This window comes from Xanthomonas sp. DAR 80977 (genome assembly GCF_041240605.1).
In the GTDB taxonomy this organism is placed as follows: Bacteria; Pseudomonadota; Gammaproteobacteria; order Xanthomonadales; family Xanthomonadaceae; genus Xanthomonas_A; species Xanthomonas_A bundabergensis.
Genome location: NZ_CP162487.1, coordinates 3,329,177 through 3,354,582, shown reverse-complemented (window position 1 = coordinate 3,354,582; position 25,406 = coordinate 3,329,177). Strand labels below are relative to the sequence as shown.

23 protein-coding genes are annotated in these 25,406 nt (G+C 70.1%); 6 read left to right on the top strand and 17 right to left on the bottom strand.

The genetic code is table 11. The features are described 5' to 3' along the window. The first annotated feature begins 85 nt into the window (after positions 1 to 85). Together AB3X10_RS14185 and AB3X10_RS14180 are read left to right on the top strand one after the other, a co-directional pair. Positions 86 to 1,774: a diguanylate cyclase gene (locus AB3X10_RS14185; protein WP_369975766.1), complete on the top strand. Its 1,689-nt coding sequence runs from the start codon at positions 86 to 88 to the stop codon at positions 1,772 to 1,774. Next, complete coding sequence (locus AB3X10_RS14180; RefSeq protein WP_369975765.1) at positions 1,771 to 2,727, top strand: hypothetical protein; 957 nt, start codon at positions 1,771 to 1,773, stop codon at positions 2,725 to 2,727. The genes AB3X10_RS14185 and AB3X10_RS14180 overlap by 4 nt, the downstream gene beginning before the upstream one ends. 457 nt (positions 2,728 to 3,184) lie before the next feature. Here AB3X10_RS14180 and AB3X10_RS14175 read toward each other — a convergent pair whose 3' ends face one another. From AB3X10_RS14175 to yidD, 4 genes are all read right to left on the bottom strand, one after another. Continuing rightward, positions 3,185 to 4,114: an IS110 family transposase gene (locus AB3X10_RS14175; RefSeq protein ID WP_369975763.1), complete on the bottom strand. Its 930-nt coding sequence runs from the start codon at positions 4,112 to 4,114 to the stop codon at positions 3,185 to 3,187. A 292-nt stretch (positions 4,115 to 4,406) separates the two neighbouring features. Then, a complete protein-coding gene (locus AB3X10_RS14170) occupies positions 4,407 to 5,267 on the bottom strand; it encodes a M23 family metallopeptidase (RefSeq protein WP_369975761.1) in 861 nt (286 codons plus the stop codon). Continuing rightward, the gene (locus tag AB3X10_RS14165; RefSeq protein WP_369975760.1) at positions 5,267 to 6,607 is read right to left on the bottom strand and encodes a dihydroorotase; all 1,341 of its coding nucleotides are present in this window, start codon (positions 6,605 to 6,607) and stop codon (positions 5,267 to 5,269) included. The genes AB3X10_RS14170 and AB3X10_RS14165 overlap by 1 nt, the downstream gene beginning before the upstream one ends. After that, positions 6,608 to 6,886 carry a membrane protein insertion efficiency factor YidD gene (gene yidD, locus AB3X10_RS14160; protein WP_186451390.1) on the bottom strand — a complete coding sequence of 93 codons (279 nt, stop codon included), beginning with the start codon at positions 6,884 to 6,886 and terminating at the stop codon, positions 6,608 to 6,610. A 109-nt stretch (positions 6,887 to 6,995) separates the two neighbouring features. Here yidD and dksA point away from each other — a divergent pair, with 109 nt between their 5' ends. Then, positions 6,996 to 8,054, top strand: a complete 1,059-nt coding sequence (gene dksA, locus AB3X10_RS14155; RefSeq protein WP_369975759.1) for an RNA polymerase-binding protein DksA — start codon at positions 6,996 to 6,998, stop codon at positions 8,052 to 8,054. A gap of 208 nt (positions 8,055 to 8,262) precedes the next feature. On the opposite strand, the gene AB3X10_RS14150 is transcribed toward dksA, so the two are convergent. The 10 genes from AB3X10_RS14150 to AB3X10_RS14105 form a co-directional block, all read right to left on the bottom strand. Beyond that, entirely contained in the window at positions 8,263 to 8,919 is a 657-nt protein-coding gene (locus AB3X10_RS14150; protein ID WP_369975758.1) for a secreted signal peptide protein, read from the bottom strand. Between the two features lie 70 nt (positions 8,920 to 8,989). Next, a complete protein-coding gene (locus tag AB3X10_RS14145; protein WP_369975756.1) occupies positions 8,990 to 9,811 on the bottom strand; it encodes a hypothetical protein in 822 nt (273 codons plus the stop codon). A gap of 26 nt (positions 9,812 to 9,837) precedes the next feature. Then, positions 9,838 to 10,149, bottom strand: coding sequence for a hypothetical protein (locus tag AB3X10_RS14140; RefSeq protein ID WP_369975754.1), 312 nt, complete (start codon positions 10,147 to 10,149; stop codon positions 9,838 to 9,840). Between the two features lie 52 nt (positions 10,150 to 10,201). Beyond that, the gene (locus tag AB3X10_RS14135; protein ID WP_369975753.1) at positions 10,202 to 10,588 is read right to left on the bottom strand and encodes a hypothetical protein; all 387 of its coding nucleotides are present in this window, start codon (positions 10,586 to 10,588) and stop codon (positions 10,202 to 10,204) included. Between the two features lie 72 nt (positions 10,589 to 10,660). Next, positions 10,661 to 11,497 (bottom strand): hypothetical protein, encoded by an 837-nt coding sequence (locus tag AB3X10_RS14130; protein ID WP_369975751.1) that lies wholly within the window; start codon positions 11,495 to 11,497, stop codon positions 10,661 to 10,663. A 108-nt stretch (positions 11,498 to 11,605) separates the two neighbouring features. After that, positions 11,606 to 13,285: a PQQ-binding-like beta-propeller repeat protein gene (locus tag AB3X10_RS14125; RefSeq protein ID WP_369975749.1), complete on the bottom strand. Its 1,680-nt coding sequence runs from the start codon at positions 13,283 to 13,285 to the stop codon at positions 11,606 to 11,608. A gap of 31 nt (positions 13,286 to 13,316) precedes the next feature. Then, positions 13,317 to 14,216 carry an alpha/beta hydrolase family protein gene (locus AB3X10_RS14120; protein ID WP_369975747.1) on the bottom strand — a complete coding sequence of 300 codons (900 nt, stop codon included), beginning with the start codon at positions 14,214 to 14,216 and terminating at the stop codon, positions 13,317 to 13,319. 24 nt (positions 14,217 to 14,240) lie between these two features. Next, complete coding sequence (locus AB3X10_RS14115; RefSeq protein WP_369975745.1) at positions 14,241 to 14,792, bottom strand: hypothetical protein; 552 nt, start codon at positions 14,790 to 14,792, stop codon at positions 14,241 to 14,243. Positions 14,793 to 14,883: 91 nt separating this feature from the next. Then, positions 14,884 to 17,079 carry a peptidase domain-containing ABC transporter gene (locus AB3X10_RS14110; RefSeq protein ID WP_369975744.1) on the bottom strand — a complete coding sequence of 732 codons (2,196 nt, stop codon included), beginning with the start codon at positions 17,077 to 17,079 and terminating at the stop codon, positions 14,884 to 14,886. Continuing rightward, complete coding sequence (locus AB3X10_RS14105) at positions 17,076 to 18,350, bottom strand: HlyD family efflux transporter periplasmic adaptor subunit (RefSeq protein WP_369975743.1); 1,275 nt, start codon at positions 18,348 to 18,350, stop codon at positions 17,076 to 17,078. Before AB3X10_RS14105 ends, AB3X10_RS14110 begins: the two co-directional genes overlap by 4 nt. Positions 18,351 to 18,968: 618 nt before the next feature. On the opposite strand from AB3X10_RS14105, the gene AB3X10_RS14100 reads away from it, so the two are divergent. Then, positions 18,969 to 20,090 carry an alpha/beta hydrolase gene (locus AB3X10_RS14100; protein WP_369975742.1) on the top strand — a complete coding sequence of 374 codons (1,122 nt, stop codon included), beginning with the start codon at positions 18,969 to 18,971 and terminating at the stop codon, positions 20,088 to 20,090. 20 nt (positions 20,091 to 20,110) lie between these two features. Here the strand turns inward: AB3X10_RS14100 and AB3X10_RS14095 are convergent, their stop codons facing one another. The 3 genes from AB3X10_RS14095 to cysS form a co-directional block, all read right to left on the bottom strand. Then, positions 20,111 to 21,358 (bottom strand): MFS transporter, encoded by a 1,248-nt coding sequence (locus AB3X10_RS14095; protein ID WP_369975740.1) that lies wholly within the window; start codon positions 21,356 to 21,358, stop codon positions 20,111 to 20,113. After that, positions 21,355 to 21,792 carry a SufE family protein gene (locus tag AB3X10_RS14090; protein ID WP_369975738.1) on the bottom strand — a complete coding sequence of 146 codons (438 nt, stop codon included), beginning with the start codon at positions 21,790 to 21,792 and terminating at the stop codon, positions 21,355 to 21,357. The genes AB3X10_RS14095 and AB3X10_RS14090 overlap by 4 nt, the downstream gene beginning before the upstream one ends. A gap of 177 nt (positions 21,793 to 21,969) precedes the next feature. Further along, positions 21,970 to 23,379 carry a cysteine--tRNA ligase gene (cysS, locus tag AB3X10_RS14085; protein WP_369975737.1) on the bottom strand — a complete coding sequence of 470 codons (1,410 nt, stop codon included), beginning with the start codon at positions 23,377 to 23,379 and terminating at the stop codon, positions 21,970 to 21,972. A 124-nt stretch (positions 23,380 to 23,503) separates the two neighbouring features. Here cysS and AB3X10_RS14080 point away from each other — a divergent pair, with 124 nt between their 5' ends. Together AB3X10_RS14080 and AB3X10_RS14075 are read left to right on the top strand one after the other, a co-directional pair. Beyond that, a complete protein-coding gene (locus AB3X10_RS14080; protein ID WP_369981831.1) occupies positions 23,504 to 24,040 on the top strand; it encodes a hypothetical protein in 537 nt (178 codons plus the stop codon). Positions 24,041 to 24,352: 312 nt separating this feature from the next. After that, positions 24,353 to 25,372, top strand: coding sequence for an N-acetylornithine carbamoyltransferase (locus AB3X10_RS14075; RefSeq protein ID WP_369975736.1), 1,020 nt, complete (start codon positions 24,353 to 24,355; stop codon positions 25,370 to 25,372). Positions 25,373 to 25,406: the final 34 nt, after the last annotated feature.

Here is a 25,406-nt window from a genome sequence, read left to right as displayed (position 1 = left end):
GGCCGCGGCGCCAGGCACCAGCGCGTGCGCGCCGGGTGCGTCGATGCGGCCCGTTTCCCTCGCGCCGACAGGCCCTGATCGACGCATGCCGCGCCTGTGCCGCTGGTCCCGTTGGCTGGTGCTGTTGCCGTGTCTGTGCGTGGCCGCGGCCGCGACCGCGCAGGGCGTGCACCTGCAGCGCCTGGCGGCCGATCCGCCCGCCGCGGAGGTGATGGCGGGCGCGCACTCGGCGCAACTGCAGGACGACCCGCACGGCAGTTCCCTATACGAGCCGCTGAAGACGCCGACCTGGTGGCGGGTGCGCGCCGATCGCGCGATCGCGGCCGACGGCGATCCGCAGCTGGTGCTGCAGGCGCCGTACCTGACCCGGGTGGAAGCCTGGGTGCCCGGCCAGGCCGCGCCGACCCGGCACGCGCTGTACGGCGCCGACGCCGACCTGCGCTATTCGACCCGCGCGCTGGTGATCGCCTTGCCGCACGGCCTGCCGCAGGGCGCCTCGGTGTGGCTGCGGGTGCACGCGCCGGCGGCGATTCCGATGCCGGTGGCGATCGCGCCGCTGGCGCAGGTGCACCGCGACGATCTGCACTATGTGGGCTGGCGCGCCTTCATCATCGGCTCGACCGCGGTGCTGGCGATCCTGGCCATCGCGCTGTGGGCGCGCCTGCGCGAGCCGGTCTACGGCTACTTCACCGCCAACGTGATGTGCGTGCTGCTGTACCTGCTGGGCATCGGCGGCGAGGCGCGGGTGGTGCCGGGCCTGGACGTGCTGTTCGCCTCCTCGCCGGCGCCGATGCGGATCGTGGCGGCGCTCGGCGGCTTCTTCATCATCAACTTCCAGCGCCGGCAGCTGGAAATGCACCGGCAGCTGCCGCGGCTGGACCGGGTGCTGCAGGCCTGCGCCACGTTCCTGCTGTGCATCGCCGCGGCCTGCCTGGTGTCGACGGCGTCCTGGCTGAGCCTGCTGGGCAACCTCGCGCTGATCCTTGGCGCCATGTTGCTGCTGCCGTGCTCGCTGCTGCTCGCCCTGCGCGGGCAGCGCTACGCCTGGCACCTGCTGGCGTCGTGGGCGCCGCTGCTGACCTTCTGCGTGTTGCGCTGCCTGGAACTGAGCGGATGGCTGCGCCTGGACCAGGCCACGCCCTGGGTGGCGCACGGCATGAGCCTGGCGCTGGCCAGTTCCTGCCTGCTGGTGACGATCGGCCTGGCCGAGCAGATGCTGGAGCTGCGCCGCGACCGCGACCGGGTGAGCCGGCTGGCGACGGTGGACGGCCTCACTGGCATGCTGACCCGCGCGGCGCTGCAGCAGCGCCTGGCGCAGGCGCTGCTGGATGCCGCCGCCGCCGCGCAACCGCTGGCCGTGGCCTATATCGACATCGACCACTTCAAGCGCATCAACGACGTGCATGGCCATGCCGCCGGCGACGACTGCCTGCGCTGGGTCGCCGCGTGCGCCCGTGCGCGCCTGCGCAGCACCGACACCCTCGGCCGCCAGGGCGGCGACGAGATGCTGTTGCTGATGCCGGGGGCGACCCTGTCCGCGGCGCAGCGCGTGGCCGAGGACATCCGCCGGCATTTGCACGAACACCCGCTGCAGCATGGCGGGCAGACCCTGTCATGCACGTTGAGCGTGGGCGTGGCCCAATGGCAGCCGGGCGAGAGCATCGAGTCGCTGCTGCAGCGCGCCGACGCCGCGCTCTACGCCAGCAAGGCCGCCGGCCGCAACCGGGTCAGCGTATCGCCGATCACGTCCACCCACGAGGAGTCCCTGCCATGACCGCAAGCCCCGCCGTCTCCGCGCTCGATCCCGCGCAACTGCGTGTCGCCGACATCCTGCTGCAACTGGGCCGCGGTCCGGTCTCGGAACTGATCGCCTGGTGCGGCGACAGCATCTACAGCCATGCGGCGATCGTGGCCGACCAGGGCGACCTCATCGAGGCCGCGGCCAGCGGCGTGCGCCGCTATCCGCTGCAGCAGCGGCTGGCCGATACCGCCGACTACCTGCTGATCGACGCCTATCGCCCGCTCAGCTACGCCGGCGTCGCGCTCGAGGATGCCGATCGCGCCAGCGTGCTGGCCAAGGCGCAGTCGCTGCTCGGCGTGCCGTATCCGCTCGACAGCCTGGCCACGCTGGGCCTGCTGGTGGCGATCCGCGGCAAGTGGCCGCAGCACTGGCTGGCGCGGATCGTGGTGCGCGAGGCGCTGGACCACCTGGTCAACGACAACCCCTCGCACATGGTGTGCAGCGAGGTGGTATATCGCGCCCTGGCCGAATGCGACGCGCAGCCGAGCGGCCGGCTGGCGCCGCAGATCGTGCTGAGCGGACCGACCCACCTGCCGTTCCCGGACCTGGACTGGAAGGCGCTGTGGGAGGAGGTCTGGCAGTTGCTGCATCCCAAGCGGCAGCAAGCGCTCGGCGACGTGGCGCAGCGCCTGGCCGCGGTGGAAGGGGCACCGGCGAGCATGGTGGCGGCGTCGCTGACCACGGTCGGCGACGACGAGCTGGCCTTGCGCGCCAACGCGGTCCGCGCCGGGCTGGGCCTGGACCCGCTGCCGGTGACCACGCAGGCGCTGGACGACGGCTCGCTGCTGGTGGAGGCCGCGGACGACGCCACGCCGACGCCGCTGCCGCACCCCAACCCCAAGTTGGTGATGCCGCTGGACCTGGCCAACAGCCCCTCGCACGTGGTGCTGGGCCGGCTGCTGCAGGCGGAGGACGCGCCGGTGTAGCGCCAGGCGGCGATGCAGGAGCTGCGTCGGCCGCGACAGTGCTTCAGCGGACAGTGTCGGTCGCGGCTGAAGCCGCTCATACAAGGTGTGCGGGCATTTGCGGCGTGCACTGTAGGAGTGGCTTCAGCCGCGACCATGTCCGAAGCCGGAAGGTTCACCGCTGCGCCGCCCGTGACTGAAGCTGTTTCTACAGAAAGGGGCGAACGTCCTTCGACATTCGTGGGAGCGACTTTTGTGGGAGCGACTTCAGTCGCGACGGGCTCTACCGGTAAAGCCCGTCGCGGCTGAAGCCGCTCCTACAAAAAAGTACAAACGGTTACTTGGTGCGCTCCAGCACCAACAGCGGATCGATCCTTACATCGAACCGCGCAAGACGAACGCCTCGGTTGCGGAGTTGACGAACGCGCCGCCGCGCGCCGCAGCGGGTGAACTGCCAGCTTGTTGTAGGAGTCAACTGTCATGCAGAAGCGATCGCAGGGGGGCTGTAAGGTGCCTGATCGCGTGCGATGGCGTTGAGCCATCGCAGGTACTTGTGCATGCACGCGACGATGGCGACCTTGGCGGGTTTGCCTGCGCTGGTCAGGCGTGCGTAGGTGTGTGACAGCGGCGAGCCTGCACGGATCGCGGCCCAGGTGGCCATGTACAGCACCCGCCGCACGTCGGCGCGTCCGCCCTGGATGCGGCGTTGGCCGTGCCAGCGGCCGCTGTCTCGATTGAACGGCGCCAGCCCGACCAAGGCGGCGATCTTGCGCGGTGGCACGCTGCCCAGTTCGGGAAGCCGGGCCGCCAGGGTGGCGCGCAGGATCGGGCCAAGCCCAGGCACGGTCGGCAAGCGTGAACAGGCCGCACCGACCTGGGCGATTTGCCGGGAGATCTCCTTGATGCGCTGTTGCAGCAGCGCGATCACCTCGAGCCACTGGCCACGCACCGCCTCGCAGGTCACGTGCTCCATGCACCGGCGCTGCGCATCGCGCTGGGCGACCAGGGTGCTGCGCAGGTGAAGCAGTTCGCGCAGCGCTTGCACTGGCGCAGGCAGCACGGCAGTGGGCTGACCGGGGAGGCATTGGGCCGCCACGGCCAGCAACCGCGCATCCAGGGCGTCGGTCTTGGCCTTGAGCCCCAACGCGTGCGCCAGCGCCCGGGGGCGCTGGGCAGACAGCCGGAGCACGGGCAGGCCAGCCTGTGACAGCACTTGCAGGACCGCCCGTTCGTAGCCGCCGCTGGCTTCCAGCACGATCCGCTCGCATCCCAGCGAGGCCAGCCGCAGGGCCAGGCGGGCCTGCCCCTCGGGCGTATTGGCCTGGGTCCAGTCCAGCCCGTCCGGCAAGACATGAATGGCCAGTTCGGCCTTGGCGACATCAATCCCGACAAAGCGTTGCAGCGACATGGACGTTCTCCGCAGTAGACTCAGGGACGAGAGATCTCCTGCCGATGCCCATGCTTGTCGGTTCGAGCTCACGGCTCAGGCAACTGTTCGGGCTTGTGGGGCAGGAGAAACGGAGTGCGGCGGCCCTGACTCCTACCCGTGCTTGCGACGCACTGCGACTTAGCGGCCTGCCGCACTCCGCTCTCACCTCAACGATAGACCCGTAGAAGACACAAGCGACTTCAGTCGCGACGGGCCTTACCGGTAAAGCCTGTCGCGGCTGAAGCCGCTCCTACAAAAAAAGCACAAGCGGTTACTTCGTGCGCTCCAGCACCAACAGCGGATCGATCCTTACATCAAACCAGTTCATCCCCCAGTGCAGATGCGGACCGGTGGCGCGCCCGGTGGCGCCGACCGCGCCGAGCACCTGGCCCTGGGCGAGGCGGTCGCCGACCTTCACGTCGATCCGCGACAGGTGCAGGAAATTCGAGCTGACCCCGTAGCCGTGGTCGAGCAGCACGGTGCCGCCGGTCAGGTACAGGTCCGGCGCGGCGAAGGTGACCACGCCCGCCGCGGGCGCCTTGACCGGGGTGCCGGTGGGCACGGCGATGTCCATGCCGGAGTGGCCGGCGCCGGGTTGCCCGTTGTACACGCGGGCATTGCCGAAGCGGCCGCTGATGCGGCCCTGCACTGGCCAGATGAAGGGTGCGGCGAAATCGGTGCGGTCGTCGTCGCGGTCGCGCGCAGCGACGACCTGCGCCTGTTCGCGCTTGATCCGCTCGGCGATCGCCGGCGGCGGGTTGACCGTCTTCGGCGGCACGCCGTTGACGCGCTCCAGCGGCCAGTCGCGCGGGGTCACCGCGATGTCGATGGTGTCGCTGCCGCCGTCGGCGCGCTGCACCAGCAGCCGCAGCGGGCCGCGTTCGTCGCGGCCGATGCCGAACACCACGCTGCCGTAGCCGCTGACCCGCAGCGTGCGCCCGGCGTACTGCACGCGGCTGCCGGGCGGCACCTTGCCGATCACCAGCGCGCCCTGCGAGGCGCTGGCAGGGAACACGCTGCGCGTGTCGGCGCTGGCGGCGGAGCCGGTCTGCGCCTGCAGCGACGGCATCGCCAGCGCCGACGCCAGCAGGCCGAGCGCCAGCGCGGCGCCCGGCAACACGGCGCGCCGCATCAGCGGTCGAACGCCAGGCGCTGCCCGTTCGGGCTGCCGACCAGGCGGGTGCCGTCCCAGGCCAGCACGCCGTTGACCCAGGTCGCGGCGATCTTCGAGCGGAAGCTGCGGCCCTCGAACGGCGACCAGCCGCACTTGGACAGGATGTCCTCGCGGCGCACGGTGAAGGGCGTGTCGTCGATCAGCACCAGGTCGGCGTGGTAGCCCTCGCGCAGGAAGCCGCGCTGCTGCACGTCGAACAGCAGCGCCGGCGCATGCGCGAACTTGTGCACCACCTGGGCCACGCTGAGCCGGCCCTCGTGGACCAGCTCCAGCGCCGCGACCAGCGCGTACTGCACCAGCGGCAGGCCCGACGGCGCCTGCGCGTACGGCTTGCTCTTCTCTTCCCAGGTGTGCGGCGCATGGTCGGTGGCGAGCACGTCGATCACGTCCTCGGCCAGCGCGCGGATCAGCGCCTCGCGGTCGCTGGCGTCCTTGATCGCCGGGTTGCACTTGATCAGGTTGCCCAGCGTGGCGTAGTCGGCACGGTCGAAGCGCAGGAAGTGGATGCAGGTCTCGGCGGTGATGCGCTTGCCCTGGATCGGGCCGGGCGCGAACAGCGCCAGTTCGTCGGCGGTGGAGATGTGCAGCACGTGCAGGCGGGTGCCGTGCTTGCGCGCCAGCGACACCGCCAGCTGCGAGGACTTCAGGCAGGCCTCGCGCGAGCGGATGTCCGGATGCATGTCCGGGGTCAGCGCCTCGCCGTACTTCTGCTTGAACGCGGCCAGGGTGGCGTCGATGGTCGGGGTGTCTTCGCAGTGGGTGATGATCGGGGTCGGCGCGTCGCGGAAGATCGCGTCCAGGGTCTGCGGATTGTCGACCAGCATGTTGCCGGTGGAGGCGCCCATGAACACCTTGATCCCCGGCGCGGTCTTCGGGTCCAGGGTCTGGATCGCGGCCAGGTTGTCGTTGCTGGCGCCCAGGTAGAAGCCGTAGTTGCCCCAGGCGCGGCCGCCGGCGGCATCGTACTTGGCCTGCAGCGCGGCCGCGTCCAGGGTCGGCGGGTTGGTGTTGGGCATGTCCATGAAGCTGGTCAGGCCGCCGGCCACCGCGGCCGCCGATTCGCTGGCGATGTCGCCCTTGTGGGTCAGGCCGGGTTCGCGGAAGTGCACCTGGTCGTCGATCATGCCGGGCAGCAGCCAACGCCCGGCGGCATCGACCACGGTCTCGCCGTCGCGGGCGGCCAGTTGCGGGGCGATGGCGGCGATGCGGCCGTCGGCGATGCGCAGATCGCCCTGGGTTTCGTGGCCTTCGTTGACTAGGCGGGCGTTGACGATGAGCGTGGAGGAGGACGAGGACATTCAGTGTTTTCCTGGGCAGCGGCAGGCCGGCGGCGCCGCGGGATCGGGCACCGGGTCGAACCCGCCGGGATGGAAGGGGTGGCAGCGGCCGACGCGGCGGGCGGCCATCCAGCCCCCGCGCAGCGCGCCGTAGCGGGCGATGGCGGTGACCGCATAGGCCGAGCAACTGGGCACGAAACGGCAGCGCGGACCCAGCAGGGGGCTGATGAAGCGCTGGTACAGGCGCAGCAAGGCGATGAGAGCGCGGGCGATCACCCGGCCATGATATGCCAGTTGCATCGCGGGCTGCCGTTCACCGGCGTATACGCGGTGTGGTTGCCGCTGGGGGTAGGGTAGGCTATAAAGGCCCGCTTTCCCGGGCCCCGGGGAAACCAAGGAAGAGCGATTCGTGGCTGCTAAAAAACCTGCAAAGAAGGCCGTCAAGGCCGCCAAGAAGCCCGTCCAGCCCGTTGCCAAGAAAGCGACGGCGTCCGCTGCTGCCAAGCCGCTGAAGAAGCCGGCGGCCAAGCCCGCGCCGGCGAAGAAGGCCCCGGCCAAGGCGGCGGCGAGCAAGCCGGCGCCCAAGCCGGCCGCCGCCGCGCCCGCCAAGAAGGCCCCAGCCAAGCCGGCCGCCAAGCCAGCGAAAGCCGCCGCCAAGCCCAGCGCCGCCCCCGTCGCCAAGCAGGCCGCGCCGGCAACCAAGCCGAAATCGGCCACCGCTCCGGTCGCCCCGGCGGTGTCCAAATCCGTACCGAAGCCGGCTGCCAAGCCGGCGCCGGCCAAGTCTGTCCCGGCCAAGGCCGCCACGCCCGCCGCAGCACCGGTGTCCAAGCCGGTTGCCGCCAAGCCCGCCGCGCCCTCGGCCCCGCCACATAAGAATCCCGTGTCCGTTTCGAAATCCTCCGCGAAAACCCCCACCAAATCCGAATCCACCCCCAAGCCGCCGGTCGCCAAACCCACCGGCAAGGTCGCCGTCGCGGTGACCGCCAAGTCCAATACGCCGGCCAAGCCGGCCAAGTACAAGGTGGTCGAGTACAAGACCGACGAGGCCACCGGCCGCCCGATCCTGCCCAAGGGCTACAAGCCGGCGTCCGACGAGGAGTACATGAGCACGCTGCAGCAGGAGTACTTCCGCCAGCGCCTGCTCAACTGGCGTGCCGACCTGGTCGAGGAGTCCAAGCAGACCATCGAGAACCTGCGCGACGAAGTCCGCGACATCGGCGACGAGGCCGAGCGCGCCACCCGCGAGACCGAGAACTCGCTGGAACTGCGTACCCGCGACCGCTACCGCAAGCTGATCGGCAAGATCGACAGCACGCTCAAGCGCCTGGATGCCGGCGACTACGGCTACTGCGTGGATACGGGCGAGGAAATCGGCCTGGAGCGCCTGGAGGCGCGCCTGACCGCCGAGCGCACCATCGATGCGCAGGAGCGCTGGGAACACCTGCAGAAGCAGCAGGGCGACTGATCCGCCACGCGCGGCACTGCAGCCCAAGACGAAGAGCCCCGCCATGTGCGGGGCTTTTTCGTTGCGCGCCGGATGGCGCCGCTGCGGCACTGCGCCGCAGGGGGCGATCCGGCCAGGCCCCGCGGTGCCTGGCGTGCGCTGCCGCACAGGCGCGCGCACGCTTGGCGACGGGGCGGCCGACGCGCCCGCTCAGCCGCGCCGGCAGCATTCAGCGCACACCGCCGACCAGGCCGCTGCCCGCGTCCTTGCTCAGGCGCAGCGCAGGCAGGGCGAACGCGTCCAGGTCCTGCTTGTTGTCGGCGATGTCCAGGCCGACGATGCGCGAGGTGTCCGGATCGACGTTCAGGCCGATCGGCATGGCGGCGAACTGCACGTAGTCGCGGCTGGCGTTCCATTGCGGCTGGCCGCCGATCCGCTTGAGCACGCTGCCGGCGTCGGCGGCAGGCGCCAGCAGCTGGAACGGGAAGGGGGCCTTGGGATTGGCGAAGGCGACGATGTTGACCACCTTGCCGTTGCGGAAACGCAGGCCGAGCTGGCTGTAGTCGAGCCTGTCGGCGGCAAGCGGCTTGCGCGCCAGCTGGGCGTTGAACCCGCGGGGATAGAGGTAGACGGCGCTGGACGTGTCCGGGTGCGCGTCGTCGCTGCGCAGCGCGTCCGGCTGGCCGAGCGCCGCCTGCACCTGCTGCTTGCTCATGCCCAGTTCGACCGGGCCGATGCGCCGGCATGGCGCGGGCAGGGCGGCCGCGTCGCTGGAGCTGGCGAACGCCTGGTGCAGCGCGCTGGTGCAGGTCGCGGCCTCGGCGCCGGCCGCCAGGACCGTGCCCAAGGCGAGCAGGCCGAGGAGCGAAAGGGATCGGGGTGTCATGAGGGATCTCCGTAGCGTGTCGTGGTGAACGAGGCCGGGATGCGCATCCCGGCCTCGCCGCTTGCTTGAATTAGTTGCCGTGCCAGCCTTCGCGGTGGCCGTAGGCCGTGACGAAGGCATTCTGCTGGGCGCTGGTCAACGATCCCCACTGATCGGACGGATTCAGGCCCGAATTGGTGGTGATGGTGGTGATCATCTCCGAGGTCGGGTTCTCGCTCGGCGGCGACCAGGTGCTGATGATCTGGCTGAGCGTGGCGGTGCCGCCGTTGTTGTCGTTGATGCGGTTCATGTTGGCCACCGCGGCGTCGAGCCCTGCCTGGGGATTGGAGAAGATCGCGAAACCGCGATCGTTGCCGAGCGAGCCGTGGTCGTCGGCGAAGGTGCCCGAGCGGATGTCGAGCGGATTGTTGTCGCGGTTCGGATGGGTGCCGGTGATCTGCTGGGTGGAACCGTCCGCTGCGGTGTAGGTCACCGTGGTGCCGCTGGCCGATGCGGACGTGGCCGGCTTGGCGTCGCTGCCGGCGCCACCGTCGCCCTCGCCACCGTCGCCGCTGTCGCCATCGCCGCCGTCACCATCGCCATCACCGTCGCCGTCGCCACCATCGCCCTCGCCACCGTCGCCTTCCCCGCCTTCGCCGCCTTCGCCTCCCTCACCGCCCTCGCCACCTTCACCACCTTCGCCCCCCTCACCACCTTCGCCGCCTTCGGCTTCGATCGGCGCGTCGAACTCGGCGGCCGTCTGCATCGCCACCGCCTTGTGCATCGCCGCGTGGTGGTGGGGGTGATGGGCCTTGGCCTTGGCGTGGTGCGCCTTCTTGTGCGCCTTGGCATGGTGGATCGAGCTGGACAGCGGATGCGCGCCGAGCGACGCGCGTGTGCCGCCGGCGACCATATCGATTTCGATGATATCGAGCGTTCTCATGTTGATCCTTTGACATGTTTGCGGGGAAACGGCCGTCCTCGCTTCGGCTGATCCGGCCGCACGGCCCATGGCCGCCCGCCCGGATCGATCCTGCCGCGCGCACTGCGCGCCAACACACGATGCGCGCAGAGGTGCGCGCTCGGCGATGTTTCCTCGGCATTGCGCAAATGCTCCAACGCCGAGGGATGCTTCATGTGGGTGGACATGGCGATGCGCCCCAATGCAGTGGAGAACATCGCCATGCCGATCGTTGCCTGCGGTCGCAGGCCGGCGCGACACGGCAGCCGGCACTGGTCGCTGCGTGCCATGGGCGCTCCTGCAATTCTTCTTTCCGCGGGCGATGAACGGCGTGCCGAAAGATCACATCTGGCGTTGCGCCGCCGTACCCTCTCCGGAGCAGACCAGCTTCAACTGCAGCTGGCGGACCGTCCAATGCGAAGGCGTGTCGATCGTCCCGGTCGCGTGCACCTGGTAGGCGGGACAGTCCGCATCTTCCTCGGGATTGTCCTTGATGTCGCAGCTGCCCTCGATCAGGAAAGTGCGGGCTCCCTTCGTTTCGCTGCGGGTGAATTTCAGCCGCGGACACTCGCCGAACGTTCGCGACAGGACGATGTCGTTCTTCAGCACATGGGCGAGCGCCTGTTCCGCTTCGTTTCCGGGAGCGGCTTGCATCGCCTGCAACGATCCTTGCACGGCGATGGCGAGAAACGACGCGATGAAAAGGCGCGACAGCCAGGGGGACTTCATGGGGATCTCCGATAGGCGGTTGTCTCCCGGGCCGCAGTGGCTGCGGCCCGGAAGAGGCGAGTGGGCTTGGAGTTACTTGAAGACGCTGATATGCACGTGCGTCGTGTCGCCGCTCTCTCGGCTGGCGGACGTCCAGTCCGCGGTGGGACTGGACCTGATGAAATTGCCGGCAGGGCCTTCCACGTAGCTGACATTGGGATCGTTCATCGCGGCATTCTCCAGCGCCTGCGCGTTCTCGAAGCCGGTGCCGCTGGTTCCGACATGCACGTCGTTGATGATGTTGATGTCGACGGCGTTGCCGGTGTAGTGGGCGGAATTGGGGTTGTGGCTGCCGTTGGTGGTCGCGGAGATGTCGATGCTGCTGACACCATCGTCGCTGTCGAGCACGGAGTTCAGCGTCGAGGCCATCTTGGAGGTGACGGGATTGTCGCTGCTCGAACCGTCTTGCGTGTTCTGGTAGGTGATCGAGACCGTCCTGCCATCGGGCGTCGCATGGCTGCTGCCTATGTTGGTGTCGGCAGGTCCGTTTCCGTCCGCATCGTCGCCGTCGTCGTAACCGCCCTCGCCACCATCGCCCTCACCACCTTCGCCACCTTCGCCACCCTCACCGCCTTCGCCACCTTCGCCTCCCTCACCACCTTCGCCGCCTTCGCCGCCTTCGCCTCCCTCACCGCCTTCTCCGCCTTCACCACCTTCGGCTTCGATCGGTGCCTCGAACTCGGCGACCGTCTGCATGGCCGCCGCCTTGTGCATCGCCGCGTGCTGGTGGTGATGGGCCTTGGCCTTGGCGTGGTGCACCTTCCTGTGCGCCTTGGCGTGGTGGATCGAGGTCGACAACGGGTGCGCGCCCAGCGACGCGCGCGTACCGCCGGCGACCAGATCGATTTCGATGATATCGAGCGTTCTCATGTTGATCCTTGGGACATGCTTGCGGGGAAACGGCCGTCCTCGCTTCGGCTGATCCGGGCGCACGGCGCCTGGCCGTGCGCCCGGATCGGTGCTGCCGCGCGTGGCGTGCTACGGCAATGCCGAGAGCGCGTGGTCCGTCGCGCCTGCCTCCGCGCTTTCCTCCGCGTCGCGCAAACGCTCGAACGCGTAGAGATGGTTCATGTAGGTGGAGACGAAGATGCGGTTGCCGTCCGCCGAGACCGCCACGCCGTTGGTGACCGCGTCCGGGAGTTGCAGCATGCCCTTGGTCTCGAGCGTGTCGATGTCGATCTCCACGACGCGGCCGCCGTTGCTGCCGACGATGACGCGATTGCCGACGCGCCTGGGCGAGGCGTAGACCCGCGAGCGCAGGTTGATCTTCTTGAGCAGTTGCATCGTGTCCACGTCGATGACGTACAGGTGCCGGTCGCCGGAGCCGCAGAACAGCTTGTTGCCGGCGAACAGCGGCGTGGTGTAGCAGATTTCATCGGTCTGCCATTCGCCGCGCTTCTCGCCCGTGGCCACGTCGAGGATGTAGATCGACTTGTCGAAGGAGGCGAAGGCGGTCAGCCGCCGCCGCTCGTCCACGGCGGGCGCGTATTTCACCGAGCGCCGCGTCGCAAAGCGCCAGACGATGCGCCCGCTCCTGGCGTCGAGCGCGAGCGTCTCGTGGTCCGCGCTTCCCCAGATCACCAGGTCGCCGCCTTCCCAGTAGCCCGCCGAGCCGTGCTGCAGCTTGCCGACCTGGTGTTCCCAGACCTTCTCGCCGGTGCGCATGTCGTAGGCGCCGAGGCTGCCCTGCGCCCACGGCCGCACGTACTCGACGCCGACGTACACCAGGTTGTGCCGCGGCACCAGCAGCGGCGAGGCGCCGATCCAGTCGCCGTCCGGATGCGTCCAGATCTCCTCGCCGGTCTGCGCGTCCAGGCAGTAGAGGGTGCCGTTGTAGGCGCCGAAGTACAGGCGCCCGTCGTGGTAGGCCGGACACGACCAGATGCCTTTCTTGGTATAGGCCGCGCCGCTTACCGGGTATTCCCACAGCAGGCCGCCGGTCGCGGCGGAGAAGGCCTGCATCTTGGCCGCGTCGCAGCCGCGGAAGAGGGTGTCGCCGACCAGCAGCGGCGCCGATTTGGGCACCACGTGGTAGGCGAAGCCGCCCGGCGTCGCCGTTCGCCACAGTTCGCGGTAGCGCTGCGTGGGGTGCGGAACGCTGTGGTCCGCGGGAAGGTCGAAGTCCTTCAGGGTGAACAGCGTCTGCACCGCGATCCCGTGCGTCTTGCGCCACTGCATGCCGGCCCTGGACAGGAAATCGACCACCACGAACACCTCGCGCAGCGTGTGCCCGGCCATGGCGATGACCGCGCGCGCCTTTTCGGCGCTGTTGCCGGAGTTGAGCGAGTCGTCGACCAGGACGATCGGCAGGTCCAGCACCTCGCCTTCGATCGCGTTGCCCAGTCCGGTGGTCTTGCGGTCCTTGCGGATGATGAAGCCGTTGACCGGGCCGCGCTCTTTCGGCGCGGTCAGCAGCAGCGCGGTCAGCAGCGGAATCGCCGCCGTCTCCAGGCCGCCGAGCTGGAACGCCTCGCGCATGGCGTTGCGTTCCCAGAAGGCGTGGGCGATCTGCTCGAGCGCCTCGCGCTGCATGAACACCCGGCGCAGGTCGAACAGCCAGGTATACGCGCCGCCTTTCTTGGTGATGAGCGGGATGTGCTCGGCGCTGGTGTGCAGGCCGATGGCCTGGATGGTGTCGCGGATCGATTGCATGGTCATCGTGGGTCCTGCGCGGAGGGTCGATGGAAGGTCACGGGGACGCGGCGGCGTCCAGCGTCTTGAGGTAGGCATCGAGCGGCGGTCCCCAGATCGCCGAGCCGCGGCGGCCGAAGAACAGGTGATGCCCGTCGTCGCCGTAGGCGGGGGCGGCGACCAGCTCGGCACGGCCGCCGGCCTGCACGAAGGCGCGGTGCATCGCGGCGGCCAGGGCCGGATCGAAGAAGCTGTCGTTGGCCGTGTAGATCCACAGCATCGGCGTGCGCGCGGTCGTGCCGAAACGGCCTGCCGCGCCGACCAGCTGCTGCGGCTGGCAGTTGCTGTTCGGGCGGTCGTGGTAGTGGCCGCCGCGGCCGCCGGCCATGTTGACGAACGCCGCCACGTTCGGATGCGGCAGGCTGTCGTAGGCCAGCGTGCCCCAGCCGCCGGCGGACTGGCCGACCACGATGGCGCCGGTCGCGCCGTAGGCGGGCAGGGCGGTGAGGTAATCCACGATCGTCTTGAGCTGGCGCGCGGTCTCCATCCCGGCCGCGGCGTAGTCGGCGTGGTCGCAGCCGGCGTAGCCCTCGGTCCAGGGGCCGCCGGTCGCGCCGTAGCCCAGGCGCAGCACCAGCGCGACGGCGTAGTGCCGGCGCAGGAACCATTGCGCCGATTCGCCGCTGCAGGTCTCCAGCGTCATGCTTGGCCGCTCCGACGCCTTCGCCGGCGAGCCGTGCGCGATCACCGCCACGCGCGGGCGCGCCACGCCCGCGGGGCGGCACAGGCGCCCTTGCAGCGTCCATTGCTGTCCGCTGGCATCGGCGATGGGGATCTGCAGCGGTTCGCCCAGGTCGGCGCGCAGACGGCCGCCTTCCGCGGCCGCCGCCGCGAACGGCGCCACGGCGCAGGCCATCAGCGTCGCCGCGAGTGCGCTGCGCAGCATGGAGATGGGCATCGACGCGTCCTTTGGCCTGCGCGGCTAGCGGCGCACGCGGCGCATGTGGAAGGCGAGGGTCGAACACAGCGTCGGGCAGTCGCGGGCCGGGGCGCGCGAGGCGCGGACGATGGAGCCGTCGAACAGCACCAGCCGGCCGGGCCGCGGGCGGATCGAAATGCATTCGCGCGCCGCGTCGTAGAACACGGTCTCGCCGGCCCAGCCGTCCTTCCATTCGACGCTGGTGTAGAGCAGGGCCACGCGCTCCTGGTCGGACGGCTTGGCGTAGTGGTGCGCGGCGCCGTCCTGGCCGTGGGTGTGGCCGGTGACGTAGGCGCGGACCAGGCCGTAGTCGGGGGCCAGTTCCTGCTGGATGTGCTTCCACACGTCGTTGAGCGGCTCCAGTCCTGGCGTGGCGTTCAGCACGTCGTCGTGGATGGCCCGGTCCTGGGCGTTGCGGCTGCCGCACAGGTGGATGTGCCAGGACGGCTGCGCGTCGCCGAGCAGGCCCGGGTACAGGCCGTAGGCCCAGCCGCCGCGACCGCTGCTCAGCTCCGGCAGGTGCTGCACCTCGACGAAATTGTTGACGACCTTCATGGATGACGCTTCGGACACTGACACGGTGGTGACCTCACGAGTGGAAAGAACCGGGACGGGACCTTGCAACGGGATATCGACGGCGTGCGCGCTAGGTGGTGGCCGCGACCGGGGCCGCATGCCCGGACGGCTGGCGCAGGCGGACCGCGCCTTCGCACAGTTCGATGACGCGATCGGCATGCGCGATCGTCTCGGGCCGGTGGGCGATGACGATTCGGGTGATGTTCAGCGCCTTGATCGCCTGGTTGAGCTGGCGCTCCAGCGCGACGTCGAGATGGCTGGTGGCCTCGTCCAGCACCAGGATCTGCGGACGCCGGTACAGCGCGCGCGCCAGGAACAGGCGCTGCTGCTGTCCGCCGGAGAGCGAGGAGCCCATGTCGCCGACCAGGCTGTGATAGCCCATCGGCATGGCGACGATGTCCTCGTGCACGCCGGCCAGGCGCGCCGCGTCCTCGATGTCCTGCGGCGTGGCGAGCGCATCGAACAGGCTGATGTTCTCGGCGATCGAGCCGGTGAACAGATGGTCGTCCTGCATCACGCTGCCGGTCATGGCCCGGTAGCGCGACTTGCCGAGCCGGCGCAGGTCCATGCCACCGATCTCGACCGTGCCCTGCTGCGGATCGAGCAGGCCGAGCAGCACCCGGATCAGGGTGCTCTTGCCGCAGCCCGACGGACCGACGATGGCGACCGATTCGCCGGGCCGCACCTCGAAGCTGCACTCGCGCAGGATCCACGGCTCGCCGTCGGCATAGCGGAAGCCGACCTTGTTGAACGCCACGCCCGGTTCGGGCAGCGGGCCGGCGTGCTCGCTGGCGGCATGCGCTTCCGGCGCGGTCAGCACGATGTCGGCCAGGCGCTCGGCCTGCAGGCGCAGCATGCGCAGTTCGATCGCGTAGTCGATCAGGCTGGCGACGCGGCCGCTGAACTGGTCGCCGTAGGCGACGAACGCGGTCAGCATGCCGACGGTGAACTGGCCCTTCAGTCCCAGCCACGCGCCCAGCCACAGCACGCCCAGCCGTTGCGCGCCGGTGGCCAGGCCCTGCAGCGCGGTGAACAGCATGTCCAGGCGCTGCACGGCGATCGAGGTGTTGAGCGTGTCGGCCGCCGCATTGAGGTAGCGCGCGGTCTGCTCGGCTTCCTGGTTGTGCAGGCGGATCGTCTGCACGCCGCGCACCGCCTCCAGGAAGCGGCTGTGCTGCTTGGCGGTCACCGTGATCTGGCTGAGGTTGGCTTCGCGGTAGATGCGGAAATACAGCAGGCGCAGGCCCGCATACAGCGCCACCGCGCCCAGCACGATGGCCGACAGCAGCGGGCTGTAGACGAACAGCACGACCAGGGTGATGCTGGCCATCAGGCCGTCGAGCAGGATCTCGACGAAGCGCGTGGTCAGGGTCTGCTGGATCGTGTCGATCGCGCCGAAGCGCGACACGATGTCGCCGAGATGGCGCGCGCCGAAGTACGACTGCGGCAGGCGCATCAGGTGCTGGAACACGTTGCCGGTCCAGCCCAGGTTGAAGTGGGTGCTGAGCCACATCACGGTCCAGCTGCGCAACGCCGACACCAGCGTCTCCAGCACGATCAGCAGGGCGAAGCTCAGCCCGAGGAAGGTCAGCAGGTCGTGGTCGCCGTCGGCGATCACCTGGTCCACCACCAGTTGCATGAACAGCGGCGCGAGCAGGGCGAACAGTTCCAGCACCAGCGCCAGGCCGAAGATCTGCGCCAGCCCGCGGCCCAGGCCGCGGATCGAGCCGGCGAGCGCGCGCAGCGAAACCGGCGGCGCCTCGCGCTGGCGCTGGAAGCTCGGGCCCTTCGAGAATTCGATGGCCACGCCGGTGAAGTGCCGGGCGACCTCGGCCAGCGCGAGGGTGCGCACGCCCACCGCCGGGTCGTGCAGGATCGCCTTGTGCTTGCGCACTTCGCGCAGGACCACGAAATGGTCCATGTCCCAGTGCAGCACGCACGGCGTCTGCAACTGGCCGAGTTCTTCCATGTCCAGGCGCAGCGGCCGGCATTGCAGTCCCAGCGCATGCGCGACCTCGAGCAGGCGCCGCGCGGTCATGCCCTTCAGCGACAGGGTGAAGCGCCGGCGCAGCGCCGCCAGGTCGGTGTGGTGGCCGTGGTAGCCGGCGATCATCGCCAGGCAGGCGAGTCCGCACTCGGCCGCCTCCGATTGCAGCACGTTCGGCAGGCCGCGCGAACGCCAGAACCGCAGCGGCTGCGTGTCGTCGGCGCGTCCGGCATGCGTGCCGGCGGCGTCCGCGCCGTGATCGTCGCGCCCGCCGCTCACGAACCGCTGCTCCAGCGATGCCCCATGCCATACAGCGGTTCGAAGATCCATTCGAAGATGCGGCGCCGGTCCAGCAGCATGTCCGCTTCTAGCGCCATGCCCGGACGCAACGGCTCCTGCTGGCCGTAGGCTTCGACGTGCTGGCTGGCCAGGTCCACGCGCGCCAGGTACAGCGGATCGGTCGATGGCGGCGCGCCGCCGCCGAGCAGCAGGGTCACCTCGCCGGGCATCAGCGCGCTGCGCGAGACGCTGCGCACCACGCCATGGTGCAGGCCGAATTTCTGGTACGGGAAGGCCTGGTAGTGCAGGGTGACGTCCACGCCCGGATGCACGAAGCCGACCGCCTGGCTGGGCACCAGGATCTGCGCCTGCAGGGTCGAGCCGTCGGGCACGATGGCCAGCAGCGGTTGCCCGAGCGAGACCGACGCGCCGGGCTTGACCAGCAGCGACGACACCACGCCGCTGGCCGGTGCGCGCAGTTCGCTGGCGCGGGTCGCCTCGTTCTGCGCCAGCGCCTGTTCGACCTGCGCCAGTTGCCGGCGCAGTTCGTTGAGCTTGGCCGAGACCGCCAAGGGCAGCTGGGTCAACTGGTCGTCGAGCGCGCTCAATTGCTGCCGCGTGCTGGCGCGCTGCTGCTGCAGCGAGCGCAACTGCGATTCGTCGGCCAGCAGCGCCGATTGTTCCTGCTCGACCTGCAGCGCGGGGATGTAGCCGCCCGCCACCAGTCCCGACCACTTGTTCACCAGGTCCTGGACCAGCGCCATCTGCTTCTTCTCGATCGCCATCTGCGCATCGATCTGCGTCAGCTGGTCCTTCAGCAGGGTTTGCTGGGTGCGGTTGTCCTCGGCCTGCCTGTCGCGCAGGGTGAGCGCGTCGCCGATGTCCTGGCGCAGGCTGCCGGCCTGCCGTTGCAACTGCGCGCTGACCCCGGCCGCGGTATTGCCCAGCGCCTTGCTGGTGTGTTCGCCGGACAGCGACACCAGGATCTGCCCGGCGACGACGCGATCGCCTTCCGCGGCGGCGACATGCTCGACCACGCCGACCGTGTTGGCGGTCAGGCTGATCAGGCCGGCGCGCGGGACCAGCAGGCCGGTGACGTGAACGCGCTGCGTGTAGTGTCCGCCGAACAGCCAGGCCAGGATCGATGCGCCGACCAGCAGCGCGGCAAGCGTCCATGCCTGGGTGGAAACCGGAGTGGCCAGCCGCACCGTCCCTAGCCATGCCTGGCTGGGTGCGTCCAGCACCTCGCTGCGAAAAAGCGAACCTTCCATTTCAGTTCTTTCCGTATGAACTTCGCACGGGAAAACGTGGGCAGGCGGCGAACCTGGCGTTCCGTCAACGACCCTGCCGCTGGTCCGGGCGCAACGGTTCCAGGCATGGCTTTCGCGAACCTTTCCGCATCGCGGCGATGCAATCCGGTCGTGGCGCGCGTCTGCGCCGCGTGCTGCGAGCGAGTGAGACGGCGTGCGTATTTCACCCGCGCAGCGCCAGCAAATCGGCGCCGCCGCAACGCAGGCGGGCCTGCGCAGGCGGCGCGGCACGCCTTGTAGACAAATGCGCGTCGGCCGCATGCGGCGAAGCACGCGCACGCCGAAAAGGGCAAGGTTGCGCCGCCGCGCGCGCCGCGCATGCCGGACCGTCGACGCGGTTAAATGCGGCTGTCATGGCGCCGCCGCAGACTGGACATGTGGCGGACGGCCACGCCGCCGCCGCTTGCCGATGCCTTCCAATCGTCTTTCCCGCACGCCGCCGCGCGTGCCTGTCGTGGTCGTGCAGGGTTCCGCAGCGTGGCACCGCACCGATCGCGAGGACGAGGGCGATACGACAGGCGCGCCGGGCAGGCAGTCGCGCGTGCGGCGCTGTCCGCGGCAGGCGACGGAGCGGCACGCATGAGGCGTGGATCCGGGGCTGGCGCGGCGCGACCGCGCACGCTACGCGCCGGCGTGTGGCGCTACGCGCGCTGGCCGCTGCTGGTGGTGCTGGTGCTGCTGGCGGTGGTGGCGCTGGGGCCGCGGGTCAGCCCGACGCTGCCGCAGGTCGCGTTGCCGACCGTGCCGCAGGATCCTCTGGCGCTGCAGGCCTGGCTGGACGCGCGCGAACGTGCGACTCCCGGCCTGCGTGCGGACAACCAGGCGCGCATCGTCTGGGCCGATCCGGCGCATCCGGGACGCCGCGACTGCGCCATGGTCTACCTGCACGGCTTCACCGCCAGCCAGGGCGAGGGCGCGCCTACCCATGCGCGCCTGGCGCGCAGCTTTGGCTGCAACCTGTACCTGCCGCGCTTGCCGGGGCACGGGCTGGTCGCCGCCGACGCCTTGCGCGGCATCGACGCGCCGCGCCTGCTCGGCGGTGCGGCCGAGGCGCTGGCGGTGGCGCGGGTGCTGGGCCGGCGGGTGGTGGTGATCGGCAATTCGATGGGCGGCGCGCTGGCGCTGCAGACCGTGGCCGCGCACCCGCAGCAGGTGCAGGCGCTGGTGCTATGGTCGCCGCTGGTGCGCGAGCACGGCGAGCAACTGCAGCCGATGCTGTGGCCGTGGGGCGCGCAACTGCTGCAGTGGTCGCGCAACGGCGGCGACCCGGTCATGCGTTACCCGGTCGACAGCGGCTACTGGGCCGACGCCACCCATGTCGACGGCTACCGCGCGCTGGCCGCGCTGACCCGCGGCGGCATGCGGCCGGCGACCTATGCGCGGATCCGCGTGCCGGTGTTCCTCGGCTACTACTATCGCGACCCGCAGCATCAGGACGCGACCGTGTCGGTGGCGGCGATGCAGGCGATGTTCGCGCAGCTGGGCACGCCGCCGGCATTGCGCCAGGCGGTGGATTTCCCCGATGCCGGCAATCACGTGCTCGCGTCGCCGATCCGCTCCAGGGCGGTGCCGGCGGTGTTCGCGGCGACCTGCCGGTTCCTGGCCGGCAAGGGCGGGCTGGCGCAGCCGGCGAACCTGCCCGGTTGCGCTGCGGCGTGGGCCGCCGACGAGCGCCTGGATGCCGCCGCCGGCGCGCGCTGAGCGGCGCCGCCAGCGCAGCGTCACTGCAGCTCGCGCAGGTCCAGCTTGCGCAGCTTCGGCGCTTTCCAGGCGGTGGTCGCGACCACGCCGAGGGTCACGCAGCCGCCGATCACCACCGCCGGCACCAGGCCGACCAGCCGCGCCATGACGCCGTCGTAGAACGCGCCCAGCTCGTTCGACGAGCCGATGAAGATGCCGCTGATCGAGGACACCCGGCCGCGCATCGCGTCCGGCGTGGCCAGCTGCAGGATGGTCGAGCGCACGATCACCGACACGCCGTCGCACATGCCGTAGACCAGCAGGATCGCCGCCGACAGCCAGAAATGCCGCGACAGGCCGAAGGCGATCGTGCACAGGCCGAAGCCGGTCACCGCCAGCAGCAGCGCGCGGCCGGCGTTGCGCTGCAGCGGGCGCCGCGCCAGCCACAGCCCGACCAGGACCGAGCCCAGCGCCGGCGCGCCGCGCAGGATGCCCAGGCCTTCGGGGCCGTAGTGCAGGATGTCGTGGATGAAGGCCGGCAGCATCGACACCGCGCCGCCGAGCAGCACCGAGAACATGTCCAGCGCCATCGCGCCGAGCATGATCTGGTTGGAGAACACGAACTGCGCGCCCTCGGCGATGCTGCGGAAGATCGGCGCGCGCGGGCCGTCGTTGATCGGCTCGGCGACGCGCAGCAGGAACAGCGACAGCATCGCCACGCAGGCCACCGCCATCGCCACGGCGTAGGACAGGCCCTTGCCGCCCCAGCCGACCAGCACCCCGCCCAGCGCCGGGCCGATCACCATGCCGGTCTGGAACACCACGCTGCCGATGCTGGCGCCGCGCGCATAGGCCTCGCGCGGCAGCGCGCGCGCGAACAGCGCGTTGTACACCGGCGACAGGAACGCGCGCGCCGCGCCGGTCAGCGCGATCGCCGCGTAGATCGGCCACACCCCATGCACCGGCAGCCAGCCGTGGGTCAGCGCGGTCAGCACGCCTGCGGTCGCGACCAGGCCCAGGCTGGCGAGCATGCCCAGGCGGCGGCGCGGCAGGTGGTCGACCAGGTAGCCGGCGAACGGCGCGATGCAGAAGAACGGCAGGATCTCGGCCAGCCCGATCAGCCCCAGCGAGAACGGATTGCGGGTGATCTCGTAGATGTGCCAGCCGACCGTGACCGCGACGATCTGGTAGGACAGCATCGCGCAGATGCGGTAGGCCAGCACCAGCGCGAAGCCGGGGTGCGCCAGCAGCGTGCGCAGGCTCTGTGCGGGAGGGAGCGGGGCGCTCATGCCTGCGCGCGCGCGCTGTCCTGGATGAACGCCAGGATCGCGGCCAGGCCGTTGCTGCGGGTCGGCGACAGGTGCTTGCCCAGGCCGATCGCGGCGACGAAGTCCGGCGCGGTGGCCAGGATCTGTTCGGCACTGCGCCCGGAGTAGACCCGCAGCGCCAGGTAGATCAGCCCGGAGACGATCGCCGAGTCGCTGATCGCGTGGAACACCAGGCGCTGCGCATCGCCCTCGGGCACGATCCACACCATCGACTGGCAGCCGTGCAGGCGGTGCTCCTCGGTCTTCCACGCCTCGGGGAACGCGGGCAGCTTGCGGCCCAGGTCGATCAGGTACTGGTAGCGCTCGGACCAGTCGCCGAAGAAGCCGAATTCCTCGGCGATGGCGGCCTGTGCGTCGGCGGGCGTGGGTTCGAGCGGGAAATCGGTATCGGTCATCGCAAATCCAAGATCAATCGGTAAAGCCCCTCTCCCCCCGGGAGAGGGGTTGGGGTGAGGGTCCGGGCGCAGCCTCGCGCGAAATCGACGCCAGTCGCTGCGCCCGTCCCCTCATCCGGCGCTGCGCGCCACCTTCCCCCGAAAAGGGGGCCATGGTCCCAGTGGGAGAAGGAACGCTCAGCCGCGCTTCCAGCGCACGCCTTGCGCGGTGTCTTCCAGCACCACGCCTTCCTCGGCCAGCTGCCGGCGGATCGCGTCGGCGCGGGCGAAGTCGCGGCCCTGCTTGGCGGCGCTGCGTTCGTCGATCAGCGCCTGGATGCGCGCATCGTCGCCGTCGTCGGCGCCGCGGTTGAACCAGGCCGACGGCGCCTGCCGCAGCAGGCCCAGCGCCAGGCCGGCGCCGAGCAGGTCGGACTTGGCCTGCCGCAGTTGCGCCTCCAGCGCGGCGTCGCGCGGGGCATCGGCGCCAGCGGCCGGGGCCAGCAGCTGCCGCGCGACCGTCGCGATCCGCGCCACTTCGGCCAGCGCCTGCGGCGTGTTGAGGTCGTCGTCCAGCGCCTCCTCGATCGCCTGCGGGATCGCCGCGGTGGCCTGCACCGCGTCCAGCGCGCGCAGCGTGCCGTACAGCCGGTCCAGGGTGCGCACCGACTGCTCGATCAGCGCATCGGACCAGTCCAGCGGCTGCCGGTAGTGCGCGCTCAGCAAGGCATATCGCAGCGCCTCCGGCGGATGCCGGGCGATCAGGTCGTGCACGGTCTCGATGTTGCCCAGCGACTTGCTCATCTTCGCGCCGCTGAAGTTGAGCATGCCGTTGTGCAGCCAGAAGCGGGCGAAGGTGGCGCCGCCGTGTGCGCATTCGCTCTGCGCGATCTCGTTCTCGTGGTGCGGGAACTGCAGGTCCACGCCGCCGGCGTGGATGTCGATGGTCGGCCCCAGGTGGGCGGCGGCCATCGCCGAGCATTCGATGTGCCAGCCGGGGCGGCCGCGGCCCCACGGCGAGTCCCAGCCCGGCAGCTCGTCGCTGGACGGCTTCCACAGCACGAAGTCGCCGGCATCGCGCTTGTACGGGGCCACCTCGACGCGGGCGCCGGCCAGCATCTCCTCCGGGTCGCGCCGCGACAGCTTGCCGTAGCCGGCGAAGCTGGCCACCGCGAACAGCACGTGGCCCTCGGCCGCATAGGCGTGGCCGCCCTCGATCAGCCGCTCGATCATCGCCACGATCTGCGGGATGTGCGCGGTGGCCTCCGGCTCCAGGTCCGGCGGGGTCACGCCCAGCGCGGCCATGTCCTGCCGGTAGATGGCGGCGAAGCGGTCGGTGATGGTGGCGATCGGCACGCCCTGCGCCTGCGCGGCGGCGTTGATCTTGTCGTCCACGTCGGTGATGTTGCGCGCGTAGCGCAGCGCGCCGTAGCGGCGCCGCAGCAGCGCGGCCAGCACGTCGAACACCACCGGGCCGCGCGCGTTGCCGATATGCGCATAGTTGTAGACGGTGGGGCCGCACACGTACAGGGTGGGGCCGGCGACCGGGTCGAGGGGTTCGAAGGCGTCGACCCGGCGGGTCAGGTTGTTGTGCAGGCGCAGGCTCATCGGCATCGGGCGTGGGGAAGCCGGTCGATTCTACCGGCAGCGGCCCCGCGCGTGGGCTTGCGTTCAGCCCGACGCAAGCTGCCATGCCTACACTGCTCGTTCTGTCCTTCGAAGCCTGGTGCCGATGCGTCCGAACCTGTTGTTGCCGCTGGCCGGCCTGTTCGCATGCGTCGCCGTGCCGGCCTGGGCCCAGGACAACGAGGCGCGCAACCGCGTGGTGGTGATCGAGAACGTCAAGCTCGACTACGCGCAGGTGCTGAACGTGGAGCCGGTGTACCAGACCCTGCGCGCCACCCGCACCGAGCAGCAATGCGACCCGGTGCAGGCCCCGGCGCAGGCGCCGGCCCCCGCGCCGGCCAAGCCGGAGGACGACAGCCGCCTGAACCGGCTGATGGACTCGGTCAAGGACATCTTCAGCCGCCGCCACGAGGATCCGCCCGCGCCGGCCGCCGCCGCGCCGGCGCCGCCGTCGAGCGGGCGCAACTGCCGCACCGTCGAGGTCGGCCGCGAGTTCCGCCGGCCGATCGCCTACGACGTGGACTACGTCTACAAGGGCACCAAGTACCGCTCGCGGCTGCCGGAGGACCCGGGCAACCGGCTGCGCATCCGCGTGTCTGTGGCGCCGTACGTGCCCGACGCGGTCGTGGTGCCGCCGCGATGAGCCGCTCGCGCGCTTGCGCCTGCGGCGTGCGCGTGCGAGGATGCGCGCCGATGAAAGCGAACCTGCCCCAGCACGATCTCAGCGCCGCGCGCATGGCCTCGGGCATGACGTCGCGCGCGCGCCGACCGGAATCCCACATCCTGGCTGGGTAACCGGAGCGCTGTGCCGTTCGTTCTGAAAACCCAGCCCGAGGCTGGGTTTTTTCGTTTTCATACCCTGGAAAGGTTTCACCCGTAAAGAACTACCGAGCAACCACCGCGCGTCCCGCGCACGCCACCGCCGCGGTGGCTCCACGCAGCAAAGGATGGATCGATGTCTCTGAAGCACTTCTTGAACACCCAGGACTGGAGCCGGGCCGAGCTGGATGCGCTGTTGACCCAGGCCGCGCTGTTCAAGCGCAACAAGCTGGGCAGCGAGCTGAAGGGCAAGTCGATCGCGCTGGTGTTCTTCAACCCGTCCATGCGCACCCGCACCAGCTTCGAGCTGGGCGCGTTCCAGCTGGGCGGGCATGCGGTGGTGCTGCAGCCGGGCAAGGACGCGTGGCCGATCGAGTTCGACCTGGGCACGGTGATGGACGGCGACACCGAGGAGCACATCGCCGAGGTGGCGCGGGTGCTGGGCCGCTACGTCGACCTGATCGGGGTACGCGCGTTCCCGAAGTTCGTGGACTGGTCCAAGGACCGCGAGGACCTGGTGCTGAAGAGCTTCGCCAGGTACTCGCCGGTGCCGGTGATCAACATGGAGACCATCACCCACCCGTGCCAGGAGCTGGCGCATGCGCTGGCGCTGCAGGAACACTTCGGCACCCAGGACCTGCGCGGCAAGAAGTACGTGCTGACCTGGACCTACCACCCCAAGCCGCTGAACACCGCGGTGGCCAATTCGGCGCTGACCATCGCCACCCGCCTGGGGATGGACGTGACCCTGCTGTGCCCGACCCCGGACTACGTGCTGGACCAGCGCTACATGGACTGGGCGGCGCAGAACGTGGCCGAGAGCGGCGGTTCGCTGCAGGTCAGCCACGACATCGACAGCGCCTACGCCGGCGCCGACGTGGTCTACGCCAAGAGCTGGGGCGCGCTTCCGTTCTTCGGCAACTGGGGCCCGGAGAAGCCGATCCGCGACCAGTACCAGCACTTCATCGTCGACGAGCGCAAGATGGCGCTGACCAACAACGGCGTGTTCTCGCACTGCCTGCCGCTGCGCCGCAACGTCAAGGCCACCGACGCGGTGATGGATTCGCCGAACTGCATCGCCATCGACGAGGCCGAGAACCGGCTGCATGTGCAGAAGGCGATCATGGCGGCCCTGGTGGGCCGCCGGGATTCGTGATTCGGGATTGGGGATTCGCAACGGCGACCTCCCT

Bases quoted from the DNA above. Each gene is read 5' to 3' on its own strand.
- AB3X10_RS14080 (WP_369981831.1), top strand. From the start codon at position 23,504: ATGCGTCCGAACCTGTTGTTGCCGCTGGCCGGCCTGTTCGCATGCGTC.
- AB3X10_RS14115 (WP_369975745.1), bottom strand. From the start codon at position 14,792: ATGAAGGTCGTCAACAATTTCGTCGAGGTGCAGCACCTGCCGGAGCTG.
- AB3X10_RS14175 (WP_369975763.1), bottom strand. From the start codon at position 4,114: ATGTCGCTGCAACGCTTTGTCGGGATTGATGTCGCCAAGGCCGAACTG.
- AB3X10_RS14140 (WP_369975754.1), bottom strand. From the start codon at position 10,149: ATGGCACGCAGCGACCAGTGCCGGCTGCCGTGTCGCGCCGGCCTGCGA.
- AB3X10_RS14075 (WP_369975736.1), top strand. From the start codon at position 24,353: ATGTCTCTGAAGCACTTCTTGAACACCCAGGACTGGAGCCGGGCCGAG.
- AB3X10_RS14090 (WP_369975738.1), bottom strand. From the start codon at position 21,792: ATGACCGATACCGATTTCCCGCTCGAACCCACGCCCGCCGACGCACAG.
- AB3X10_RS14105 (WP_369975743.1), bottom strand. From the start codon at position 18,350: ATGGAAGGTTCGCTTTTTCGCAGCGAGGTGCTGGACGCACCCAGCCAG.
- AB3X10_RS14165 (WP_369975760.1), bottom strand. From the start codon at position 6,607: ATGTCCTCGTCCTCCTCCACGCTCATCGTCAACGCCCGCCTAGTCAAC.
- AB3X10_RS14135 (WP_369975753.1), bottom strand. From the start codon at position 10,588: ATGAAGTCCCCCTGGCTGTCGCGCCTTTTCATCGCGTCGTTTCTCGCC.
- AB3X10_RS14185 (WP_369975766.1), top strand. From the start codon at position 86: ATGCCGCGCCTGTGCCGCTGGTCCCGTTGGCTGGTGCTGTTGCCGTGT.
- cysS (WP_369975737.1), bottom strand. From the start codon at position 23,379: ATGAGCCTGCGCCTGCACAACAACCTGACCCGCCGGGTCGACGCCTTC.
- AB3X10_RS14150 (WP_369975758.1), bottom strand. From the start codon at position 8,919: ATGACACCCCGATCCCTTTCGCTCCTCGGCCTGCTCGCCTTGGGCACG.
- AB3X10_RS14120 (WP_369975747.1), bottom strand. From the start codon at position 14,216: ATGCCCATCTCCATGCTGCGCAGCGCACTCGCGGCGACGCTGATGGCC.
- AB3X10_RS14100 (WP_369975742.1), top strand. From the start codon at position 18,969: ATGAGGCGTGGATCCGGGGCTGGCGCGGCGCGACCGCGCACGCTACGC.
- yidD (WP_186451390.1), bottom strand. From the start codon at position 6,886: ATGCAACTGGCATATCATGGCCGGGTGATCGCCCGCGCTCTCATCGCC.
- AB3X10_RS14130 (WP_369975751.1), bottom strand. From the start codon at position 11,497: ATGAGAACGCTCGATATCATCGAAATCGATCTGGTCGCCGGCGGTACG.
- AB3X10_RS14125 (WP_369975749.1), bottom strand. From the start codon at position 13,285: ATGACCATGCAATCGATCCGCGACACCATCCAGGCCATCGGCCTGCAC.
- AB3X10_RS14145 (WP_369975756.1), bottom strand. From the start codon at position 9,811: ATGGTCGCCGGCGGCACACGCGCGTCGCTCGGCGCGCATCCGCTGTCC.
- AB3X10_RS14180 (WP_369975765.1), top strand. From the start codon at position 1,771: ATGACCGCAAGCCCCGCCGTCTCCGCGCTCGATCCCGCGCAACTGCGT.
- AB3X10_RS14095 (WP_369975740.1), bottom strand. From the start codon at position 21,358: ATGAGCGCCCCGCTCCCTCCCGCACAGAGCCTGCGCACGCTGCTGGCG.
- AB3X10_RS14170 (WP_369975761.1), bottom strand. From the start codon at position 5,267: ATGCGGCGCGCCGTGTTGCCGGGCGCCGCGCTGGCGCTCGGCCTGCTG.